The sequence below is a fragment of the Thermus brevis genome (genome assembly GCF_026427635.1).
Taxonomy (GTDB): Bacteria; Deinococcota; Deinococci; order Deinococcales; family Thermaceae; genus Thermus; species Thermus antranikianii.
The window spans coordinates 682119-701411 of sequence record NZ_CP102606.1; the positions used below are offsets into that span (position 1 = coordinate 682119).

The 19293-nt window shown below is 66.1% G+C and carries 18 protein-coding genes; 12 read left to right on the forward strand and 6 right to left on the reverse strand.

Annotation, left to right across the window (positions count from 1 at the left end; translation table 11 throughout):
• Nucleotides 1-2 precede the first annotated feature (2 nt).
• Genes KQ693_RS03900 through KQ693_RS03910 form a run of 3 tightly spaced genes read left to right on the forward strand, consistent with a single transcriptional unit; the run spans nt 3 to nt 2506 of the window.
• Nucleotides 3-683 carry an ABC transporter ATP-binding protein gene (locus tag KQ693_RS03900; RefSeq protein WP_038071148.1) on the forward strand — a complete coding sequence of 227 codons (681 nt, stop codon included), beginning with the start codon at nt 3-5 and terminating at the stop codon, nt 681-683.
• Between the two features lies 1 nt (nt 684).
• Nucleotides 685-1968, forward strand: coding sequence for an ABC transporter permease (locus KQ693_RS03905; RefSeq protein ID WP_267261973.1), 1284 nt, complete (start codon nt 685-687; stop codon nt 1966-1968).
• Between the two features lie 10 nt (nt 1969-1978).
• Nucleotides 1979-2506 (forward strand): hypothetical protein, encoded by a 528-nt coding sequence (locus KQ693_RS03910; RefSeq protein ID WP_267261974.1) that lies wholly within the window; start codon nt 1979-1981, stop codon nt 2504-2506.
• Here KQ693_RS03910 and ruvA read toward each other — a convergent pair.
• Together ruvA and KQ693_RS03920 are read right to left on the reverse strand one after the other, a co-directional pair.
• Nucleotides 2503-3078: a Holliday junction branch migration protein RuvA gene (gene ruvA / locus KQ693_RS03915; protein ID WP_267261975.1), complete on the reverse strand. Its 576-nt coding sequence runs from the start codon at nt 3076-3078 to the stop codon at nt 2503-2505. The genes KQ693_RS03910 and ruvA overlap by 4 nt on opposite strands.
• A complete protein-coding gene (locus tag KQ693_RS03920) occupies nt 3075-3839 on the reverse strand; it encodes an enoyl-CoA hydratase-related protein (RefSeq protein WP_267261976.1) in 765 nt (254 codons plus the stop codon). Before KQ693_RS03920 ends, ruvA begins: the two co-directional genes overlap by 4 nt.
• A gap of 89 nt (nt 3840-3928) precedes the next feature.
• Between KQ693_RS03920 and KQ693_RS03925 the strand changes: the two genes are divergently transcribed.
• From KQ693_RS03925 to lpdA, 3 genes are read left to right on the forward strand one after another with little or no spacing between them, the layout of a single operon-like run.
• Entirely contained in the window at nt 3929-6628 is a 2700-nt protein-coding gene (locus KQ693_RS03925) for a 2-oxoglutarate dehydrogenase E1 component (protein ID WP_267261977.1), read from the forward strand.
• 11 nt (nt 6629-6639) lie between these two features.
• Entirely contained in the window at nt 6640-7848 is a 1209-nt protein-coding gene (gene odhB / locus KQ693_RS03930) for a 2-oxoglutarate dehydrogenase complex dihydrolipoyllysine-residue succinyltransferase (protein ID WP_267261978.1), read from the forward strand.
• A 1-nt stretch (nt 7849) separates the two neighbouring features.
• Nucleotides 7850-9223 (forward strand): dihydrolipoyl dehydrogenase, encoded by a 1374-nt coding sequence (gene lpdA / locus KQ693_RS03935; RefSeq protein ID WP_267261979.1) that lies wholly within the window; start codon nt 7850-7852, stop codon nt 9221-9223.
• Here lpdA and KQ693_RS03940 read toward each other — a convergent pair.
• The 3 genes from KQ693_RS03940 to KQ693_RS03950 all read right to left on the reverse strand — a co-directional run bounded on the left by KQ693_RS03940 (nt 9220) and on the right by KQ693_RS03950 (nt 12692).
• Nucleotides 9220-9585, reverse strand: coding sequence for a hypothetical protein (locus KQ693_RS03940; protein ID WP_267261980.1), 366 nt, complete (start codon nt 9583-9585; stop codon nt 9220-9222). The two genes, lpdA and KQ693_RS03940, sit on opposite strands and share 4 nt — an antisense overlap.
• 99 nt (nt 9586-9684) lie before the next feature.
• Nucleotides 9685-11106: a S8 family peptidase gene (locus KQ693_RS03945; protein ID WP_267261981.1), complete on the reverse strand. Its 1422-nt coding sequence runs from the start codon at nt 11104-11106 to the stop codon at nt 9685-9687.
• An 11-nt stretch (nt 11107-11117) separates the two neighbouring features.
• Nucleotides 11118-12692: a hypothetical protein gene (locus tag KQ693_RS03950; protein WP_267261982.1), complete on the reverse strand. Its 1575-nt coding sequence runs from the start codon at nt 12690-12692 to the stop codon at nt 11118-11120.
• A 127-nt stretch (nt 12693-12819) separates the two neighbouring features.
• Between KQ693_RS03950 and KQ693_RS03955 the strand changes: the two genes are divergently transcribed.
• Genes KQ693_RS03955 through carA form a run of 6 tightly spaced genes read left to right on the forward strand, consistent with a single transcriptional unit; the run spans nt 12820 to nt 17589 of the window.
• Nucleotides 12820-14049 carry an argininosuccinate synthase gene (locus tag KQ693_RS03955; protein ID WP_267261983.1) on the forward strand — a complete coding sequence of 410 codons (1230 nt, stop codon included), beginning with the start codon at nt 12820-12822 and terminating at the stop codon, nt 14047-14049.
• A complete protein-coding gene (gene argH, locus KQ693_RS03960) occupies nt 14039-15427 on the forward strand; it encodes an argininosuccinate lyase (RefSeq protein WP_267261984.1) in 1389 nt (462 codons plus the stop codon). Before KQ693_RS03955 ends, argH begins: the two co-directional genes overlap by 11 nt.
• Nucleotides 15420-15959: an N-acetyltransferase gene (locus KQ693_RS03965; protein ID WP_267261985.1), complete on the forward strand. Its 540-nt coding sequence runs from the start codon at nt 15420-15422 to the stop codon at nt 15957-15959. The genes argH and KQ693_RS03965 overlap by 8 nt, the downstream gene beginning before the upstream one ends.
• A gap of 1 nt (nt 15960) precedes the next feature.
• Nucleotides 15961-16224, forward strand: coding sequence for a type II toxin-antitoxin system HicB family antitoxin (locus KQ693_RS03970; protein WP_323808512.1), 264 nt, complete (start codon nt 15961-15963; stop codon nt 16222-16224).
• Nucleotides 16208-16426 carry a type II toxin-antitoxin system HicA family toxin gene (locus KQ693_RS03975; RefSeq protein WP_267261987.1) on the forward strand — a complete coding sequence of 73 codons (219 nt, stop codon included), beginning with the start codon at nt 16208-16210 and terminating at the stop codon, nt 16424-16426. The genes KQ693_RS03970 and KQ693_RS03975 overlap by 17 nt, the downstream gene beginning before the upstream one ends.
• Entirely contained in the window at nt 16414-17589 is a 1176-nt protein-coding gene (gene carA / locus KQ693_RS03980; RefSeq protein WP_267261988.1) for a glutamine-hydrolyzing carbamoyl-phosphate synthase small subunit, read from the forward strand. The genes KQ693_RS03975 and carA overlap by 13 nt, the downstream gene beginning before the upstream one ends.
• A 60-nt stretch (nt 17590-17649) precedes the next feature.
• Here the strand turns inward: carA and KQ693_RS03985 are convergent, their stop codons facing one another.
• Complete coding sequence (locus tag KQ693_RS03985; protein ID WP_267261989.1) at nt 17650-19281, reverse strand: formate--tetrahydrofolate ligase; 1632 nt, start codon at nt 19279-19281, stop codon at nt 17650-17652.
• Nucleotides 19282-19293 lie beyond the last annotated feature (12 nt).

Sequence of the window (19293 nt, forward strand, 5' to 3'; positions counted from 1 at the left end):
GGGTGCTCTTGGAGTTTAGAGGGGTAAAGAAGGTTTACCAAAACGGGGGAGGGGCCTTTCCGGCCCTTAAGGGGGTGGACCTCAGGGTGGAGGAAGGAGAAATGCTTTCCATCATGGGGCCCTCGGGAAGCGGCAAGAGCACCCTGCTTCACCTCCTTGGCCTTTTGGACCGTCCCACGGAGGGGGAGTACCTCCTTATGGGGAAGCCTACCTCCAGCCTTTCCGAGGAGGAGCGGGCTTACCTGCGGAACCGCTTCATCGGCTTCGTCTTCCAGGCCTTCTTCCTCCTTCCCCGGCTTTCGGCGGTGGAAAACGTGGAGGTGCCCCTGGCCTATGCGGGCGTGCCCCCTCAGGAGCGTAGGCGGCGGGCCTTAGCCCTCTTGGAACGGGTGGGGCTTTTGGACAAGGCGAAAAGCCTTCCCAACCAGCTTTCCGGGGGCCAGCGCCAGCGGGTGGCCATCGCCCGGGCCCTGGCCTTGAATCCCCCTCTTCTTCTAGCCGACGAGCCCACCGGGGCCTTGGACACCCGCACAGGCGAGGAGATCATGGCCCTTTTCCAGGAGCTTAACCGCGAGGGGACCACGGTCATCATCGTCACCCACGAGCCCATGGTAGCGGAGAAGACCCGGCGCATCGTGCGGGTTCGGGATGGGGAGATCGTGGCCGACGAGAGGAGGGGATAGGGTGGTGGCTGGGCTTGGCAAGGAGGCCAACTTGCGGGGAAAGGTGGGGCTTTCCTTGGTAGAGGTGGTGCGCATCGCCCTGAGGGCCATGGCCGCCAATCCCTTGCGCTCTGCCCTCACCGCCTTGGGGGTGGTGATCGGGGTGGCGGCGGTGGTGGCCCTTACCATGGTGGGCCAGGGGACCACCCAAAGGATCACCTCCCTTTTGGAGGGCCTGGGTACCAACCTCCTCACCGTGGGCCCGGCCCAGGGGGGAAGGGGTCCAGGAGGCGGGCTGGTGCGCTTTGGCGGGCCCGCCACCCTTCCCCTTTCCGACGCCTATGCCATCCAGGAGGCCTTCCCTGGGGAGGTGGTGGGCATCGCTCCCGTGGCTCAGGGGAACTTCCAGCTCAAGTATGGGGCCAGTAATCTCAGGGCCACTGTGGTGGGTACCTGGCCCGATTTTGCCCGGGTGCGCAACGCTGAGCCGGAAAGGGGAAGCTTTTTTACCCAGGAGGATGTGGACCTAAGGCGGCGGGTGGCGGTGATCGGTTACGGCATCGCCCAGGATCTCTTTGGGGGTGAGGATCCCCTGGGCCAGCGCCTGCGTATCGGGGGGATTCCCTTCACCGTGGTCGGGGTTCTGCCCGACAAAGGGGACCAGGGCTTCGCCAGCGTTAACTACCAGGTTTTCGTGCCCCTTTCCACTTACCTGCAGCACCTGGCCCGCCTCGAGGCGGGGGAGCCCAAGGTAAACGCCATCTATGTGCAGGGGGCAGACCGCAATCGCCTGAAGGAACTCCAGGAGCGCCTGACCCAGTTTCTGGCGGAGCGCCGGGGCCTGGTGGACCCCAGCACCTACGACTTCTCCATCACCAACCAGCAGGATGCCTTGCAAAGCGTGAACCAGACCACCCTGGTCCTAACCCTTTTCCTGGGGGGAGTGGCAGCCATCAGCCTGCTGGTGGGAGGCATCGGCATCATGAACATCATGCTGGTTTCGGTTACCGAGCGTACCCGGGAAATCGGGGTGCGCAAGGCCCTGGGGGCGCGGCCCAAGGACATCCTGGCCCAGTTCCTGGCGGAGTCCGTGGTCCTTTCCGTGGGGGGAGGGGTCCTGGGGGTAGGGCTAGGCCTTCTCATGGCCCGGTTCGTGGGCCAGGCCATCGGGGTAAGCCCGGTGTTCTCCCCTTTGAGCGCAGGGATAGCCTTCCTGTTTGCGGTCTTCGTGGGGGTTTTCTTTGGCCTCTACCCTGCCTGGCGGGCGGCCCGGCTGGATCCGGTGGAGGCCTTGCGGTACGAGTAGGAGGTGAAGGATGGGGAAGAAGATCGCGGCGGTTACGGGGTTTTTCCTTCTCCTTGGCTTGGTCTTGGCTCAGGGCCAGACCCAGGGAAGTTTGGACCCAGCCGTGCGGGAACGACTACAGGCGTACCAGCCGGTTTTTGAGCTTTCCAGCACGGTGCGTCTCCTCCTGGAGATGGATGGGCAGAGGGGGCTTTCCTTCACCAAGGCGCAGGCCCAGAGGCTCTTGTCCCTCCTCAAGCGGCTACGAACCCTTCCCGATCTCAAGCCCAAGGAGGCGGAAAAAATCCTGGTGGAGATCGAGGACAAGATCCTCACCCCGGCCCAGCTGAAATGGCTGGATACCCGTAGGCTGGAGCTGCAAAGGGAGCGCCAAAACCGCCAGGGTCCGCCCCCAGGCCAGGGTCCGCGTCAAGGTGGGCAGGGTCCAGGGGGTAGGGCCTTCCAGGCCCTTCTGCAGGGAGAGCCCTTCAACCCATTCCGTCAGGGCAGGGGGGCGGAGGACCTCGAGGCCCTCATCGCCATCCTGGAGCGGCGTTAGCGCAACCGCTTCAGGGCCTCCTTGATGAGCTCCTGGGCGTTGGCCGAGGGGCGCTTGGCCAGGAGGTCCAGGACCACCCCCCGGGCCTGGCCCTCCTTGAAGCCCAAGGCGGTGAGGGCCAGGATGGCCTCCTCCGCCGCCTGGCTTTCCACCTTTTGCCCGGTGAGGAGGCTTGGGGGCACCTTCCCCTTGAGCTCCAAGGCGATCCGCTCGGCGAGCCTTCTTCCCACCCCGCTTGCCGCGGTGAGGAGGCGCAGGTCCCCCTGGGCCAGGGCCTGGGCCAGAAGCCTGGGGGTGAGGGCGGAGAGAAGGGAGAGGGCCACCTTGGGCCCCACCCCGCTCACGGAAAGGAGGAGCTCAAAGAGGAGGAGGCTTTCCTCGTCGGGAAAGCCATAGAGAAACAGGCCCTCCTCCCGGAGCTGGAGGTGGGTGTGGACCGCCACCTCCTGGCCCTCTTTGAGGCTTTGCAGAAGGGTCTGGGGGGCCTGCACCAGGAAGCCCACCCCGTTCACCAGAAGGAGAAACCCCCCTTCCTCCCTCTTCAGGACCGTGCCCCGGAGGTAGCGGATCATCGGCCCACGAACCTGGGCGGGCGCTTTTCCCTAAAGGCCCTTACCCCCTCCTCGTGGTCCTGGGTGCGCCCGGCCTCCCCCTGGAGGATGGCCTCGAGGGCCAGGGCTTCCGTGAGGGAAAGCCGGTAGGTTTCCAAAAGGAGCTTCTTGGTGAGGGCGTAGGCCCGGGTAGGCCCCTGGGCCAGCTCCCGGGCCAGAGCCAGGGCCTCCTCCAAAAGCCTTTCCCCCGGCACCACCCGGTGCACCAGGCCGAGGGCCTGGGCCTCCTCGGCGGAAAGCCTGGGGGAGAGGAGGAGGAGTTCCTGGGCCTTGGCGAACCCCACCAGCCGGGGCAGGATAAAGCTCATCCCCGAGTCCGGCACCAGGCCGATGCGCACGAAGGCGGGGGTGAAGCTGGCCTCCTGGGCTGCCAGGCGCAGGTCGCCCCAAAGGGCCAGGCTCATCCCCGCTCCTGCCGCCACCCCGTTCACCGCCACCACCAGGGGCTTCTCCAGCCCCGCCAGGGCCTCCACCACCCGGTTGTAGCGGCGGAGGTGGGCCTCGTAGTCGGGCTTGCCCTCCCCGAACTCCCCCAGGTCCTGCCCCGCACAGAAGGCCCGCCCGGCCCCCGTGAGGAGGAGGGCCCGGACCCCGGGGTCCTCCTGGGCTTCCTTTAGGGCCTGGTAAAGTTCGTCCAGCAGGGCACCGGTTATGGCGTTCAGCTTTTCCGGCCGGTTTAGGGTGAGGATAAGGACGCCTTCCTGTTTCTCCTTCAGGACCATGGCCCTATTGTAAAGGTCCTAAAGCACCTACACCGCTTTTTGGTGTAGCGTAGATGAAGGGGGTATACGCCCCCTTCTTGGGAGGTAGGATGGAGCTCACGTTGGAAAGCCAAGGCTACCTGGAGGCCCTCTACCGGGCCTATCTGGAGGATCCCTTCTCCCTGCCGGAGGAGTGGCGCCGCTACTTTTCCGCCCTCGCCCTGGAGGGTTCCCGAAGAGAACCCCTCGAGGACGGCCGACGAGCCACCCCCGCTCCCCTGGCCGAGGCGGTGGACCTGGCCTTCCTCCTCAAGGTGGAGCGCCTGGTCCAGGCCTACAGGGAGCTTGGGCACCTGGCGGCCCGCATCGACCCCTTGGGGCGGGAGCGGCCTAGGCCCAAGGAGCTTTCCCTGGAGGCCCACGGCCTTTCCCGGGAGGATCTCTTTAGGTCCCTTCCCCCCTTCTTCGGCGCCCCCACCCTGGGGGACCTCCTGGGCCGCCTGGAGGAGGTTTACCTGGGCCCGGTGGGGTTTGAGGTGGTCCATACCGAGCCCGAGGAGCGGGCCTGGCTTCTTTCCCGCATCGAGGCCCCCTGGCCCAAGCCTCCCCGGGAGGTGCGCCGGCGCATGCTGGAGCGCCTCATGCAGGCGAGCCTCTTTGAAGCCTTCCTGCAACGCAAGTACCTGGGGGCCAAGACCTTCAGCCTCGAGGGTCTGGAAGGCCTGGTCCCCCTTCTCTTGGAAGCGGTAGAGGAAGCCGCCCGCCACGGGGTCAGGGAGGTGGTCCTGGGCATGGCCCACCGGGGGCGGCTCAACGTCCTGGCCCACGTGGTGGGCAAGCCCTTTGAGCGCATCTTCCGCGAGTTCGAGGAGATCTTCCCCGAGGGCTACTCGGGGGATGTGAAGTACCACCTGGGCTTCTCCAACGACCTCACCACCCCCTACGGGAAGGTGCACGTTTCCCTCAACTTCAACCCCAGCCACCTGGAGTTCGTGAACCCCGTGACCCTGGGGAGGCTTCGGGCCAAGCAGGACCGCTTCGGCGACCGGGAGCGGAAGAGGGGCCTCGCCATCCTGGTCCACGGGGACTCGGCCTTCATCGGGGAGGGCATCGTCCAGGAAACCCTTAACCTCTCCCGGCTTCCCGGCTACCGGGTGGGGGGGACCCTCCATGTGGTGGCCAACAACCAGCTGGGCTTCACCACCCTGCCCGAGGAGTACACCTCCTGCCGCTACCCCACGGACATCGCCAAGATGGTGGGGGCCCCCGTCTTCCACGTGAACGCCGAGGCCCTGGACGAGCTCTGGTTCGTGCTGGGCCTGGCCCTGGAGTACCGCCAGCGCTTCGGGAAGGACGTGGTCATCGACCTGGTGGGCTACCGCCGCCGGGGCCACAACGAGACGGACGAGCCCACCTTCACCCAGCCCCCCATGTACGCCCTCATCTCCAAGAAGCCCGAGCCCTGGAAGGTCTATGGGGAAAGGCTCCTTGCCGAAGGGGTGGTGGCGGAGGGGGAGCTTAAAGCCAAGGAGGAAGCCTACCTGGCGAACCTGGAGAGCGAGTTCGCCCGGGTCAAGGCGGAGCCGGGCCCCGTGGTGCCCCATGGCCTTTCCGGCATCTGGCAGGGGTACGTGGGCGGGCCCGACCACCTGGTGCCCGAGGTGGACACCGGGGTGCCCCTGGAGGCGCTAAAGGAGCTCCTTCTCCGCCTGAGCACCGTGCCCGAGGGCTTCCAGGTGCATCCCAAGCTGAAGCGGTTCCTCGAGGCCCGAAAGGAGATGGCCGAGGCCAAGCGTCCCCTGGACTGGGCGGCGGGCGAGGCCTTGGCCTTCGCCTCCTTGGCCGCCGAGGGGCACCGGGTGCGCCTCACGGGGCAGGATGCCCTAAGGGGCACCTTCACCCAGCGCCACGCCGCCCTGTACGACTACCAGACGGGAAGGCCCTATATCCCCTTGCAGCACCTGGCCGAGGGGCAGGCGGAGGTGGAGATCTACAACTCCCCCCTCTCTGAGGCCGGGGTGCTGGGGTTTGAGTACGGGTACAGCCTGGACTACCCCGAGGCTTTGGTCCTCTGGGAGGCCCAGTTTGGGGACTTCGTCAACGTGGCCCAGGTCTACATCGACCAGTTCCTGGCCAGCGCCGAGGCCAAGTGGAACCGGCTTTCCGGCCTGGTCCTCCTCCTGCCCCACGGCCTCGAGGGCCAGGGCCCCGAGCACTCCTCCGCCCGGTTGGAGCGCTTCTTGCAGCTTGGGGCCAAGGACAACCTCCAGGTGGCCTACCCCACCACCCCCGCCCAGTTCTTCCACCTCCTCCGCCGCCAGGTGAAGCGCCCCATCCGCAAGCCCCTCGTGGTCCTCACCCCCAAAAGCCTCCTCCGCCACCCCGAGGTGGTTTCCAGCCTGGAGGAGCTGGCCCAGGGGCGCTTCCAGAAGGTGATCCCGGAAAGGGTCAAGGGGGCCAGGAAGGTCCTTCTCACCTCGGGGAAGGTCTACTACGACCTCCTGCAAAAGCGGAGGGAGGTGGGGGCGGAGGACGTGGCCTTGATCCGGCTGGAACTCCTCTACCCCTTCCCCGAGGCCGAGCTCAAGGAGGCCCTGGGCTTCTACCCCAGGAAGACCCCGGTGATCTACGTCCAGGAGGAGCCGGTGAACCAGGGGGCCTGGTGGTACCTCTCCGCCCGCTTCTGCGGGGAGATCTACGGCCACCCCTTCAGCGTGGTGGCCCGGCCGGAGTCCCCAAGCCCCGCCGTGGGTTCCTCCAAGGTGCATAGAGAGGAGCAGGAAGCGCTTCTTGAGGAAGCCTTTAAGTGAGGAGGTAGACGGTGCAGGAACTGAAAGTGCCCTCCGTGGGCGAGTCCATCGTGGAAGTGGAGATCGGCGCCTGGCTGAAGAAGGAAGGGGAAAGCTTTGCCCAGGATGAGCCCCTGGTGGAGCTCATCACCGACAAGGCCACCCTGGAGCTCCCCGCCCCCTTTGCGGGAACCCTGGAGCGGATCCTGAAGCGCACCGGGGAAACCGCCAGGGTGGGGGAGGCCATCGCCCTGCTTAAGGCCTCGGGGGAGGGGCTTCCCCGGCCTGAGCCCGAGGCCGCGGTACCCCAGGCACCCGAGCCCCAGGAACCCCTGGCCATGCCCGCCGCGGAACGGGTTTTGCGGGAGGCGGGGGTATCCCCAGGGGAGGTGGTGGGCACGGGCCTGGGCGGGCGGATCCTCAAGGAGGACGTGGAGCGCCACCTGGAGGAGAGGGCCAAGCAGGCCCCGCCCCAGGCGGTGCCTCCCCGGATGCCGGAGCCCGCACCGCTTCCCGCCCAACCCCCGGCCGACCGCCCCTGGCGGGTGAGCGAGGCGGTGCCCATGAGCCCCTTGCGCCGCCGCATTGCGGAGAGGCTCCTCATGGTGCGGCAGACCACCGCCATGCTCACCACCTTCAACGAGGCGGACATGTCCGCCATCATCGCCTTGAGGAAGGAGCTCGGGGAGGCTTTCCAGAAGAAGCACGGGGTGAAGCTGGGCTTCATGAGCTTCTTCGTGAAGGCGGTGGTCCAGGCCCTCAAGGAGATCCCCGAGCTCAACGCCGAAATCCGGGACAACACCATCCTCTACCACCGCTACTACGACATCGGGGTGGCCGTGGGCGGGGGAGAGGGGCTGGTGGTGCCGGTCATCCGGGATGCCGACCGGCTTTCCTTCGCCGAGATCGAGCGCCAGATCGCCGATTTCGCCGAAAGGGCCCGCACCAAGAAGCTGAAGCCCGAGGAGCTCATGGGGGGCACCTTCACCATCACCAACGGGGGGGTGTACGGCTCCCTCAACTCCACCCCCCTCCTCAACCCACCTCAGGTGGGCATCCTGGGCATGCACGCCATCCAGGAAAGGCCCGTGGCCCGGGAGGGGCAGGTGGTGATCCGGCCCATGATGTACCTGGCCCTTTCCTACGACCACCGCATCGTGGACGGCCGGGAGGCGGTGACCTTCCTGAGGCGGGTCAAGGAGCTGGTGGAAAACCCCGTGCGCCTGATGCTGGAGGTCTAGCGTGGAGGCCTACGACCTGTTGGTGATCGGGGCGGGGCCCGGGGGGTACGTGGCCGCCATCCGGGCCGCCCAGCTGGGGATGAAGGTGGGGGTGGTGGAGAAGGAAAAGGCCCTGGGGGGCACTTGCTTGCGGGTGGGGTGCATTCCCTCCAAGGCCCTTTTGGAAACCACCGAGCGCATCTACGAGGTGAAAAAGGGCTTGATCGGGGCTAGGGTGCAGGGCCTCGAGGTGGACCTTCCCGCCCTTCTCGCCCACAAGGACAAGGTGGTCCAGGCCAACACCCAGGGGATCGAGTTCCTCTTCAAGAAAAACGGCATCGCCCGCCACCTGGGAAGGGCCCGCTTTCTCTCGGACCGGAAGGTTTTGGTGGAGGAAACCGGGGAGGAGCTTTCCGCCCGCTACTTCCTCATCGCCACGGGGAGCGCCCCCCTCATCCCCCCTTGGGCGGAGGTGGATGGCAAGCGGGTGGTGACCTCCACCGAGGCCCTTTCTTTCCCGGAGGTGCCGGGCCGCCTCATCGTGGTGGGGGGCGGGGTCATCGGCTTGGAGCTCGGGGTGGTCTGGCACCGCCTGGGAGCGGAGGTCCTCATCCTGGAGTACCTGGACCGCATCCTCCCCACCATGGACGCCGAGCTATCCCGGGCGGCGGAAAAGGTCTTCCGGAAGGAGGGGCTTGAGATCCGCACCGGGGTCAAGGTGAAGGCGGTGCGCCCCGAGGGCCGGGAGGCCCGGGTGGAGCTGGAGGGGGGAGAGGTCCTCACCGCCGATAGGGTGCTTCTCGCCGTGGGCCGCAGGCCCTACACCGAGGGCCTGGACCTGGAGAGGGCAGGCCTTGCCACCGATGAGAAGGGGCGCATCCCCGTGGACGAGCACCTCAGGACCCGCGTCCCCCACATCTACGCCATCGGGGATGTGGTGCCGGGGCCCATGCTGGCCCACAAGGCCAGCGAGGAGGGGATCGCTGCCGTGGAGCACATGGCCAAGGGGTACGGCCACGTGGACTACCTGGCCATCCCCAGCGTGGTCTACACCCACCCCGAGGTGGCGGGGGTGGGGTACACGGAGGAGGAGCTCAAGGCGAAGGGGATCCCCTACAAGGTGGGCCGCTTCCCCTACTCCGCCTCGGGCCGGGCCCGGGCCATGGGGGAGACGGAGGGCTTCGTCAAGGTCCTGGCCCACGCCAAGACCGACCGCATCCTGGGGGTCCACGGGATCGGGGCCCGGGTGGGGGATATCCTGGCCGAGGCGGCCTTGGCCATCTTCTTCAAGGCCAGCGCGGAGGACCTGGGCCGGGCCCCCCACGCCCACCCTTCCCTCTCCGAGATCCTCAAGGAAGCCGCCCTGGCCGCTTGGGAAAAGGCCATCCACATTTAGGGCGGGGAGAGGCTGAGGGTGAAGCGGTAGGGCCCAAGGCTCCAGGTGCCGAGGGCAAAGGCCAGGGGCATCTGGAGCCTGAGTCCCCTTTCCCGGTCGTGAAAGGAAATGAGAAAGCCCGTGGCCTCCCCGGTGAGGGGAAAGCGGGCGGTTCCGTCCTTGTCGGTGAGGCGAAGGATCCCTTTGCCAGAGGGCATGCGGTTGGGGGCCATGGGTTGAAGGACCACAAGGATGCCTGGTGTGGGTGTTTCCCCAAAGAGCACCCGCACTTCCAGTACGGGAGGGCTTAGGGGTTCCTCGGGGGGGCGGGGCCTGGGAATAGGGGCTTCCGGTTTTTGGGCCAGGGTCGCGGAGAAGACCATGGCCAGGATCCAAGGTAAGAGGGAGGTTCTCCCCATGGGTTTCCCCCAGTTAAAGAAGTTAGGCCTCGAGCTTTAGTTGGCTCGAGGCCTATTCCGCCCCTACTGGCCTAAGAGTGTGTCCAGACTAGCCTTGGCATCCACAAGGCCATAGCCGTACTGGCCGCCTGCGGCGTAGTCAGGCTTCGCCGCTTGGCCAGTGAGCCGGGCGTTGGCTCCCTGTTCCAGGGCCAAGCGGATTTCCTCGGGGGTTGCGGTGGGTTTGGCGGAGAGGAGGAGGGCCACCACCCCGGTTACGTGGGGGGAGGCCATGGAGGTTCCCTGGAGGAAGGCGTAAGGGGTGGCCGGGTTTTGGGCCACGGGCACCGTGGAGAGGATGGCCGCTCCGGGTGCGGCGACGGTGACGTACGGCCCCGTGCTGGAAAAACCTGCCCTTCGGTTGTCGTTGCTGGTGGCCCCCACCCCGATGACCCCGGGGAGCAGGGTGCCATAGGAAACGGGGTAAGAGGGCCGGTTTCCAGTGCGATAGGCGTTGCCCGAGGCGAAAACGTAAACCACCCCCTTCCTGGTTCCATACTCCAGCACGTCCAGGAAAGCCTTGCTCCGGGCCCCTGAACCCCAGGAGTTATTCACCACCTTAGCCCCGCAGTCGGCGGCATACTTCAGGGCCCGCACCAGCATGTAGTTGGTGCCGCCAAAGTAGCCCAGACCCCGAAGGACCATGAGCTTGGCCTCGGGGGCTACCCCTACCACACCGATGCCGTTGACAGGAGCGGCAATGGTCCCCGCCACATGGGTGCCGTGGCCCCCCGAGTCGGAGGGATCGGGATCGTCGTCCACGAAATCGTAGCCGTGCTCCCCAGGGCAGGTTAGGCTGTTGGGGTTGGGGTTTTGCCAGAGGTTAGCGGCGAGGTCAGGGTGGTTTAGGTCCATCCCCTCGTCCACCACCGCCACCACCACTCCTTGGCCCCGGTAGCCCTCGTTCCACACCTCAGGGGCCCGAATGCGGTGGATGCCCCATAGGTAGGGTACATTTTGGTACGGGGTTCCGTCGGCCCCCATGGCCGCCAGGGGATCCCCTGGCGGCACCTGGACGAAGTAAGGGTCGGTCACGTTATCTGAGTACGCCTGCGTGCGAAGCCCTTGGGGTTTCCCAGGCAGACTTAAGGTGCCCAGGACTTCCCGGGCGGGGTTGGCCACCCAGTAGTTGGGCTCGGCGTACTCCACCCCGGGCCTGGACGCATAAACGGCCACGTACGCTTCCTCTTGGCCCACGGGTACCTTGATTCGGGCCAGCTCACCCCAGGTGGGGTCGGAGAGGGCCTCGAGCCTCTGGCTTTCCCCCAGGGGCGTGAGGCTTTGGGGGCTGAGGCCGGGGCGGTATTTGACCAGGATCTCTCCCGCCACCGCAGGCCCTTCCCCGGTTTGGATAAGCCCCGGCTCCCCGGGAACCCGGCCCTGAGGGGCTTGGCTGCAGGCGGCAAGGAGGAGCGAAAGAAGGAGAAGCCTTTTGCTCGTCCGCATCTTTATCCTCCTTACTGAACGGTGAAGGAGCGGATTTCGCTCACGGACTTCCGGTAGCCGTTTTGCAGGAGCTTCTGGTAGGCCCCTTGGGGGATGTACCCCAGGTTATCCAGATAGGCCTTAGCCAGCTCGCCCCTTTGCCGATTTACCGGGTTGGTCCGCAAGGACTTTAGCCGTACCAGGTGTTTCGTGTCCAGGTATAGCCGTGCCTGGAGGGCCGCAGGGTCCATGCCGATGTAGTCCAGCATCTCGGTTTGATCGTCGGTGTAGACGTCCCAGAAGTAGGAAGCCCCGGTGGCGAGAGGGAAGGGCACGACGAGGGAGGTGTTCGGGGTGAAGCCTGCCCACACCAGGTTGCCGCCCTCGTCGTACACCGATACCACGTACACCTTGGCCCCGGCCACCGGGTTCCAGGTCAAGGTAGGGGTGGCTCCCAGGGTGGTCCCATCTTCAATCCCCAGTTTGGGGGTGTCCAGGAAATGGACGGTGAGGGGGTTGGCCAGGTTGGTGCCATCCCGCCAGTTTTGAGCTTGGGAAAGGTCGAGGACCTCGAGGGTGTTGTCGACGATTCGGAAGCGGATGGCGATGCTGGTTACCGCGATCTGCTGGGCGCTGGCCCCCGGGGGCAGCTTGTAGACCCGAAGGGTTTTGCTGGCCTGCCCAAAATAGTAATACTGGCCGAGCTCCACCTCGTCAGAGTGGATGGCGTGGTTGAAGGTGGGAACACTTACCGAGAAGGCGTTCCATCCCGGGCTGGTGGGATCGGGGTTGTATTGGGAAAGCCCGGATAGGTCGTGGGTGACCTGGAGGGTGGTGACCCGGCTGGGGTTGGCTTGGGGGTCAAAGGCCTCGAGGGCCATGTCCTGTTGCGTGGAAGACCCGTTCAGGTACACCCAGGCATCGGGCACGTACCGGAAGTGGCTCCAGTAGTATTCGGTGGCCGTGTTGCAGTCCCCCGTGTCGGTGCCCGTGTAATTGCCCGCCCACACGCTTCCCGAGGCGGCATAGAGGTTGTTGGTGGAAACTACCGGGATCTGGTACTGGCCGTTGGTATCCGTGGTGACGGTCCGGAAACCGCCAAAGACCACTAGGCCGTCCTCACAAGGTGTGGGAGGATCGAAGAGTTGGTTCAAGGTTCGCGGGGTGGAGCTGGCTACCGGCTGGCCTCCCAGGGTTACCGTACCGGTGAGGTAGCCAGTGCGTGGGGGATAGCCAGGAAGGATTCTTGAGGGAGGTGCGGGAAGGTAGATATTCATTTCCGAGGCGGCGCCGTAGGGGGAACGGTAGGCGCTTAAAGGGACCTCCGCGAAGGTCAAGGCGGCCACACCCTGGCCTGCAGGGGGGAGGACCGTGAGGGTGAAAGCCTGGGCGTTGCCGGGTATTTGCAGGGAGAAGTGCCCGTCCAAGCCGGTGGTGGTTTCCACCTTCCGGCTTCCCACCTGTGCGATTACCCTGGCCCCGTGAACGGGCTGCCCCCCGGCGCTGGGGCTGGTGAAGACATTTCCCTGGAGGCCCTGGGGCGGTGGCGTACAGGCCCAAAGGCCCAGCAAGCCTATGCCCATGGCTAAGAACCCGAGTTTTTTCATAATCCCTCCTTTCTTTACGGGGCAAACATACCCGGACCGGGATGGCCTGTCAAGGAGGAGGTGCGGAGCCAGAGGGGTTCCTGTATACTTATGCATACCCCCTCGAGGGGGTAGACTAGGGGTTGGCATGAAGATCGTCCTGGCATACTCCGGTGGGCTGGATACCAGCATTATCCTCAAGTGGCTCAAGGAAACCTACAAGGCCGAGGTCATCGCCTTCACCGCGGACATCGGCCAGGGGGAGGAGGTGGAGGAGGCCCGGCAAAAGGCCCTCAGGACCGGGGCCTCCAAGGCCATCGCCCTGGACCTGAGGGAAGAGTTCGTGCGGGACTTCGTCTTCCCCATGTTCCGCGCGGGTGCGGTGTACGAGGGGTACTACCTCCTCGGCACCTCTATCGCCCGGCCCCTCATCGCCAAGTACCTGGTGAGGATCGCCGAGGAGGAAGGGGCGGAGGCCATCGCCCACGGGGCCACGGGCAAGGGCAACGACCAGGTGCGCTTTGAGCTCACCGCCTACGCCTTGAAGCCCGACATCCGGGTGATCGCTCCCTGGCGGGAGTGGAGCTTCAAGGGCCGGCAGGAGATGATCGCCTATGCCGAGGCCCACGGCATCCCCGTTCCCGTGACCCAGGAGAAACCTTATTCCATGGACGCCAATCTCCTGCATATTTCCTACGAGGGTGGGGTCCTCGAGGACCCCTGGGCCGAACCCCCCAAGGGGATGTTCCGCATGACCGTGGACCCCGAGGAAGCCCCCGATGCCCCGGAGTACGTGGAGGTGGAGTTTGAGCGGGGGGATCCCGTGGCGGTGAACGGGGAAAGGCTCTCCCCGGCAGCCCTGCTGCAAAGGCTCAACGAGATCGGAGGCCGCCACGGGGTGGGCCGGGTGGACCTGGTGGAGAACCGCTTCGTGGGCATGAAGTCCCGGGGAGTCTACGAAACCCCGGGGGGGACCCTCCTCTACCATGCCCGCCGGGCGGTGGAAAGCCTCACCCTGGACCGGGAGGTGCTCCACCAGCGGGACCAGCTTGCCCCCAAGTACGCCGAGCTCGTCTACTACGGCTTCTGGTACGCCCCGGAGCGGGAGGCCCTCCAGGCCTACTTCGACCACGTGGCCCAGGCGGTCACCGGGGTGGCCCGGCTGAAGCTCTACAAGGGAAACGTCTACGTGGTGGGAAGGAAGGCCCCCAAAAGCCTTTACCAGAAGGACCTGGTTTCCTTCGACGAGCTCGGGGGCTACGACCAGAAGGACGCCGAGGGCTTCATCAAGATCAACGCCCTGAGGCTCAGGGTACGGGCCTTGGTGGAGGCTTTGCCGTCAGGGAACGAGGGGGAAGGGAAGGGCCATGGCGCATAGGACCTGGGGGGGCCGCTTCGCCGAGGGCCCAAGCGAGCTGGCGGCCCGCTTTAACGCTTCCCTTCCCTTTGACCGGGCCCTTTGGCGGGAGGACCTCTGGCAGAACCGGGTGCACGCCCGGATGCTCCACCGGGTGGGCCTTCTCACCGAGGAGGAGCTAGGGGCCATCCTCGAGGGCCTGGACCAGATCGAGCGGGAGATCGAGGCGGGCACCTTCCCTTGGCGGGAGGAGCTTGAGGACGTGCACATGAACCTGGAGGCCCGCCTCATCGAACTCGTGGGTCCACCGGGGGGCAAGCTCCACACGGCGAGGAGCCGGAACGACCAGGTGGCCACCGATCTCCGGCTTTTCCTCCGGGGGGCCATAGACGAGCTTCTCTCCCTCCTTCTGGACCTGCGGCGGGTTCTGGTGCGGGAGGCCGAGCGGCACCTCGAGCCCCTTTACGTCCTTCCCGGCTACACCCACCTGCAGCGGGCCCAGCCCATCTTGCTTTCCCACTGGTTTTTGGCCTACTACGAGATGCTTCTCCGGGATGCGGGAAGGCTGAGGGACGCCAGGGAGCGCCTTAACGAAAACCCCCTGGGGGCTGCGGCCCTGGCGGGGACGGGCTTCCCCATAGACCGCCACTACACCGCACGGGAGCTCGGCTTTTCCGCTCCCATGCGGAACTCCCTGGATGCGGTGGCGAGCCGGGACTTCGCCCTGGAGGTGCTTTCCGCTCTCAACATCGGCATGCTGAACCTCTCCCGGATGGCGGAGGAACTCATCCTCTATAGCACCGAGGAGTTCGCCTTCGTGGAGGTCCCGGATGCCTTCGCCACCGGCTCTTCCATCATGCCCCAGAAGAAGAACCCGGACATCCTGGAGCTCATCCGGGCCAAGGCGGGAAGGGTCTTAGGGGCCCTGGTGGCTCTCTCCACCGTGGTGAAGGGCCTGCCCCTTGCCTACAACAAGGACCTGCAGGAGGACAAGGAACCCCTTCTGGATGCCCTCGCCACCTACCGGGATAGCCTTAAGCTCCTCACCGCCCTTCTTCCCGGGCTCAGGTGGCGGCGGGAGAGGATGTGGCGGGCGGCGGAGGAGGGCTATGCCTTGGCCACGGAGCTCGCCGACTACCTGGCGGAAAGGGGGCTTCCCTTCCGGGAGGCCCACCACGTGGTGGGGCGCCTGGTGCGGAGGCTTGTGGAGGAGGGAAGGGCCTTGAAGGACCTGACCCTGGAGGAGCTCAGGGCCCACCACCCCCTCTTCGCCGAGGATGCCCTGCCGCTTCTCCGGCTGGAATCCGCCATCCATCGGCGGGGTTCCTTCGGGGGCACGGCCCCCGAGGCGGTGCGGGAGAGGATCCAGGAGGCCAAGAAGGAGGTGGGCCTTGCTTGAGACGGGAATCGAACTCTCCACGGTTACCCTGCCCGAGGTGCGGCGCCAGGCGGGGGTGGAGCTCAGGAAGGCCAGGCTGAGCGATGTGGACGCCATCTACTGGCTCATCCGCTACTGGGCGGAGAAGGGCCTGATGCTGGTCAGGAGCCACAGCCACCTCTACGAGAACATCCGCGACTTCCAGGTCCTCGAGGACGAGGACGGGAACATCGTGGGCACCGTGGCCCTGCACGTGCTGTGGCGGGATCTGGCGGAGATCAGGGGCCTGGCGGTGCACCCCAACAGGCAGGGGGAGGGGCTTGGGCGCTGGCTGGTCCTGGGGGCGGAACGGGAGGCCCGGGACCTGGGCCTGCCCCGGGTCTTTGCCTGGACGCTTCAGGTGGGCTTCTTCCGCTCCTTGGGCTACCAGGTCACCACCCGGGAGGCCCTGCCCCCCAAGGTGTGGAGCGAGTGCAACGCCTGTCCCTTCTACGAGAACTGCCGGGAGATCGCGGTCATCAAGCACCTTTCCCCAAGGGCCTTCGGGGGCTAGAATGGATGGGATGGGGACCCTGACCCGCTACTTGGAGGAGGCCATGGCCCGGGCCCGCTACGAGCTCATCCAGGACGAGGAGCCCTACTATGGGGAGGTTCCGGACCTGCCCGGGGTGTGGGCCACGGGCAAAAGCCTAAAGGAATGCGAGGCCAACCTGCAGGCGGCCCTCGAGGACTGGCTTCTCTTCCTGCTTTCCCGGGGTGAAACCCCTCCGCCCCTGGGCGAGGTCCGCATCGAACTGCCCCATGGCGAGGCGGCTTAGGCCTGTTTCCCGGAGGGAGCTGGTGGCGAGGCTTAAGGCTTTGGGATTTGCTGGGCCTTACACGGGGGGTCGGCACCAATTCATGGTGCGGGGTTCCGTGTGCTTGGTCCTGCCCAATCCCCATCGGGGTGAGATCAGCGTGGACCTTTTGAGGCGCATCCTAAAACAAGCCGGGATTGAGGAGGAGGAATGGCTGGAGTGAAGGAACGGGCGGTTTTGGTCCTGGAGGACGGCACCGTCTTCCACGGCTATGCCTTCGGGGCCCGGGGGAAGACGGTGGGGGAGGTGGTCTTCAACACCGCCCAGACCGGCTACCAGGAGATCATGACCGATCCCAGCTACCACGGGCAGATCGTGGTCATGACCTACCCCCACCAGGGCAACTATGGGGTCAACGTCTACGACATGCAGTCCAACCGCCCCTGGGTGAAGGGCTTTGTGGCCAAGGAGTTCAGCCGCATCGCCTCCAACCCCAGGGCCCAGCAGACCCTTAAGGAGTTCATGGAGTTCTACGGGGTGGTGGGGATCGAGGGGATCGACACCCGGGCCCTGGTGCGCAAGATCCGCGAAGGAGGGGTGCTCAAGGGTACCATCGCCCACGCCAGCCTTTTCGGGGATCCCCAGCACGCCTTCACCCCCGAGGAGCTCGAGGCCCTCCGCCAGGAGGCCAAGGCCTGGACGGACATCGACGGGCGGGACATGACCCCCGAGGTTTCCACCCCTTTGCCCTACGCCTGGCCCACCCTGAAGTCGGGGCGGCGCATCGTGGTCATGGACTTCGGCATCAAGCACGCCATCGTGGAGAACCTGGCGGCTTTGGGCTTCGAGATCCTGGTGGTGCCGGGAAAGACCCCGGCGAGCCAGATCATGGCCCTGGAGCCCCACGGGCTTTTCATCTCCAACGGCCCCGGGGACCCCTCCATGCCCCGCTACGCCCACGAGACCATCTGGAAGCTCATGGGGCTACTTCCCACCTTCGGCATCTGCCTGGGGCACCAGCTCCTGGCCCTGGCGGCGGGGGGGCGCACCTACAAGATGAAGTTCGGCCACCGGGGGGCCAACCACCCGGTGAAGAACCTCCTCACCGGGAAGATCGAGATCACCAGCCAGAACCACGGCTATGCGGTGGACATCGACTCCCTGAAGGAGTTCAAGCCCACCCACATCAACCTGAACGACGGGACCCTCGAGGGCATGGCCCACGCCCGCTATCCCGTCTTCTCCGTGCAGTACCACCCCGAGGCCGCCCCCGGGCCCCACGACGCCCTCTACCTCTTCCGCCGCTTCCTGGAGGAGGTGGAGGCCTTCCACGGGGCCACGGGGCTTCCCGTGGAGAAGCAGCGGGCGGACGGGCACGGGGTTTAGCCCGGCCCTTGCCTTTCCAGACCGGGGTCCCCACCCTGGCGAAGCCAGGGTGGGGCGGTCTCAGTAGTCCATCCCCCGGATGTTCCCCTCCTCGTCCACGTCGATCCCCAGGGCCTGGGGTACCTTGGGCAGGCCGGGAAGGGTCTCGATCCCTCCCATGTAGACCACCACGAACCCCGCTCCAAACCGGCACCTCAGGTCCGTGACCCGCACCCTAAAGCCTTGGGGCCTTCCCCGGAGCTTGGGGTTGTCGGAAAGGGAGGTGGCCGCCTTGGCCATGACCACGGGAAGGGCCTCGCACCCCTCCTTCTTGGCGGCCTTGAGGGCTTTCTTGGCCTCCTCGCTCCACTCCACCCCCTCCGCCCCGTAGATGCGGGTGGCGATGGTTTCCACCTTGTCCTCGAGGGGCATCTCCAGGGGATAGAGGGGCCGGTAGGCGTGGGGCAGGGAGAGGGCCTCGAGGACCCTCTCCGCCAGCTCCAACCCCCCTTCCCCCCCTTTGGCGTAGACCTCGCTCAGGGCGAAGGGCAGGCCCCGTTCCCGAGCGAACTCCCGCACCAGGGCGATCTCCTCCTCGGCGTCCGTGGGGAAGCGGTTCAAGGCGATCACCGGCTTGAAGCCGAATAGCTCCACGTTCTCCACGTGCTTTTCCAGGTTGGCGAGGCCCCTGGCCACCGCCTGGGGGTCCGGCATCTCATAGGCATCCTGCCCCCCGTGGTAGCGGAGGGCGCGGATGGTGGCCACCAGCACCACCGCCTCGGGGGCCAGGCCCGTGGTGCGGGCCACCACGTTCATGAACTTCTCCATGCCGAGATCCGTGGCAAACCCCGCCTCCTGCACCACGTAGTCCGCCAGGCCCAGGGCGAAGAGGCTTGCCCTCAGGGAGTTGGTGCCGTGGGCGATGTTGCCAAAGGGTCCCATGTGGATGAAGGCGGGGTTCCCCTCCGCCGTCTGCACTAGGTTGGGGAGGAAGGCCTGCCGTAAAAGGGCGGCCATGGCCCCCACCGCCCCCAGGTCCTGGGCGTAGACGGGCTTCCCCCCGTAGGTGAAGCCCACCCGGATCCTTCCCAGGCGCTTCTTTAAATCCTTGAAGTCCCGGGCCAGGCTCATGAGGGCCATGACCTCGCTGGCCACGGTGAGCTCAAACCCTCCCTCCCGGGGCACCCCGTGGGCCTTGCCCCCCAGGCCCAGGACAATGTGCCTTAAGGCCCGGTCGTTCATGTCGATGGCCCTCTTGAGCTCAATGCGCCTGGGGTCGATCCCGAGCTCGTTCCCCTGGTGCAGGTGGTTGTCCAGGAGGGCGTTCAGGAGGTTGACCGCGCTGGTCACCGCATGGAAGTCCCCGGTGAAGTGCAGGTTGATCTCGTGCCGGGGCTCCACCCGGGCCCGGCCGCCTCCCGTGGCCCCGCCCTTCACCCCAAAAACCGGGCCCAAGGAGGGTTCCCTCAGGGCCAAGGCCGCCCTTTTCCCAAGCCGCCATAGGGCGTCCACTAGGCCGATGGCGGTGGTGGTCTTGCCCTCCCCGGCCGGGGTGGGGGTGATGGCGGTGACCAGGATCAGCTTTCCTTTGGCCTTAGGGGGTTCCCCCAGGACCTTGGCCATGTGGGGGCCGTAGAGGTAGAGCCTATCCCGGCTTAAGCCCAGCTTGCCGGCCACTTCCTCTATGGGTAGAAGCGCTTCCTTGACGATCACGGGCTAAGCTTA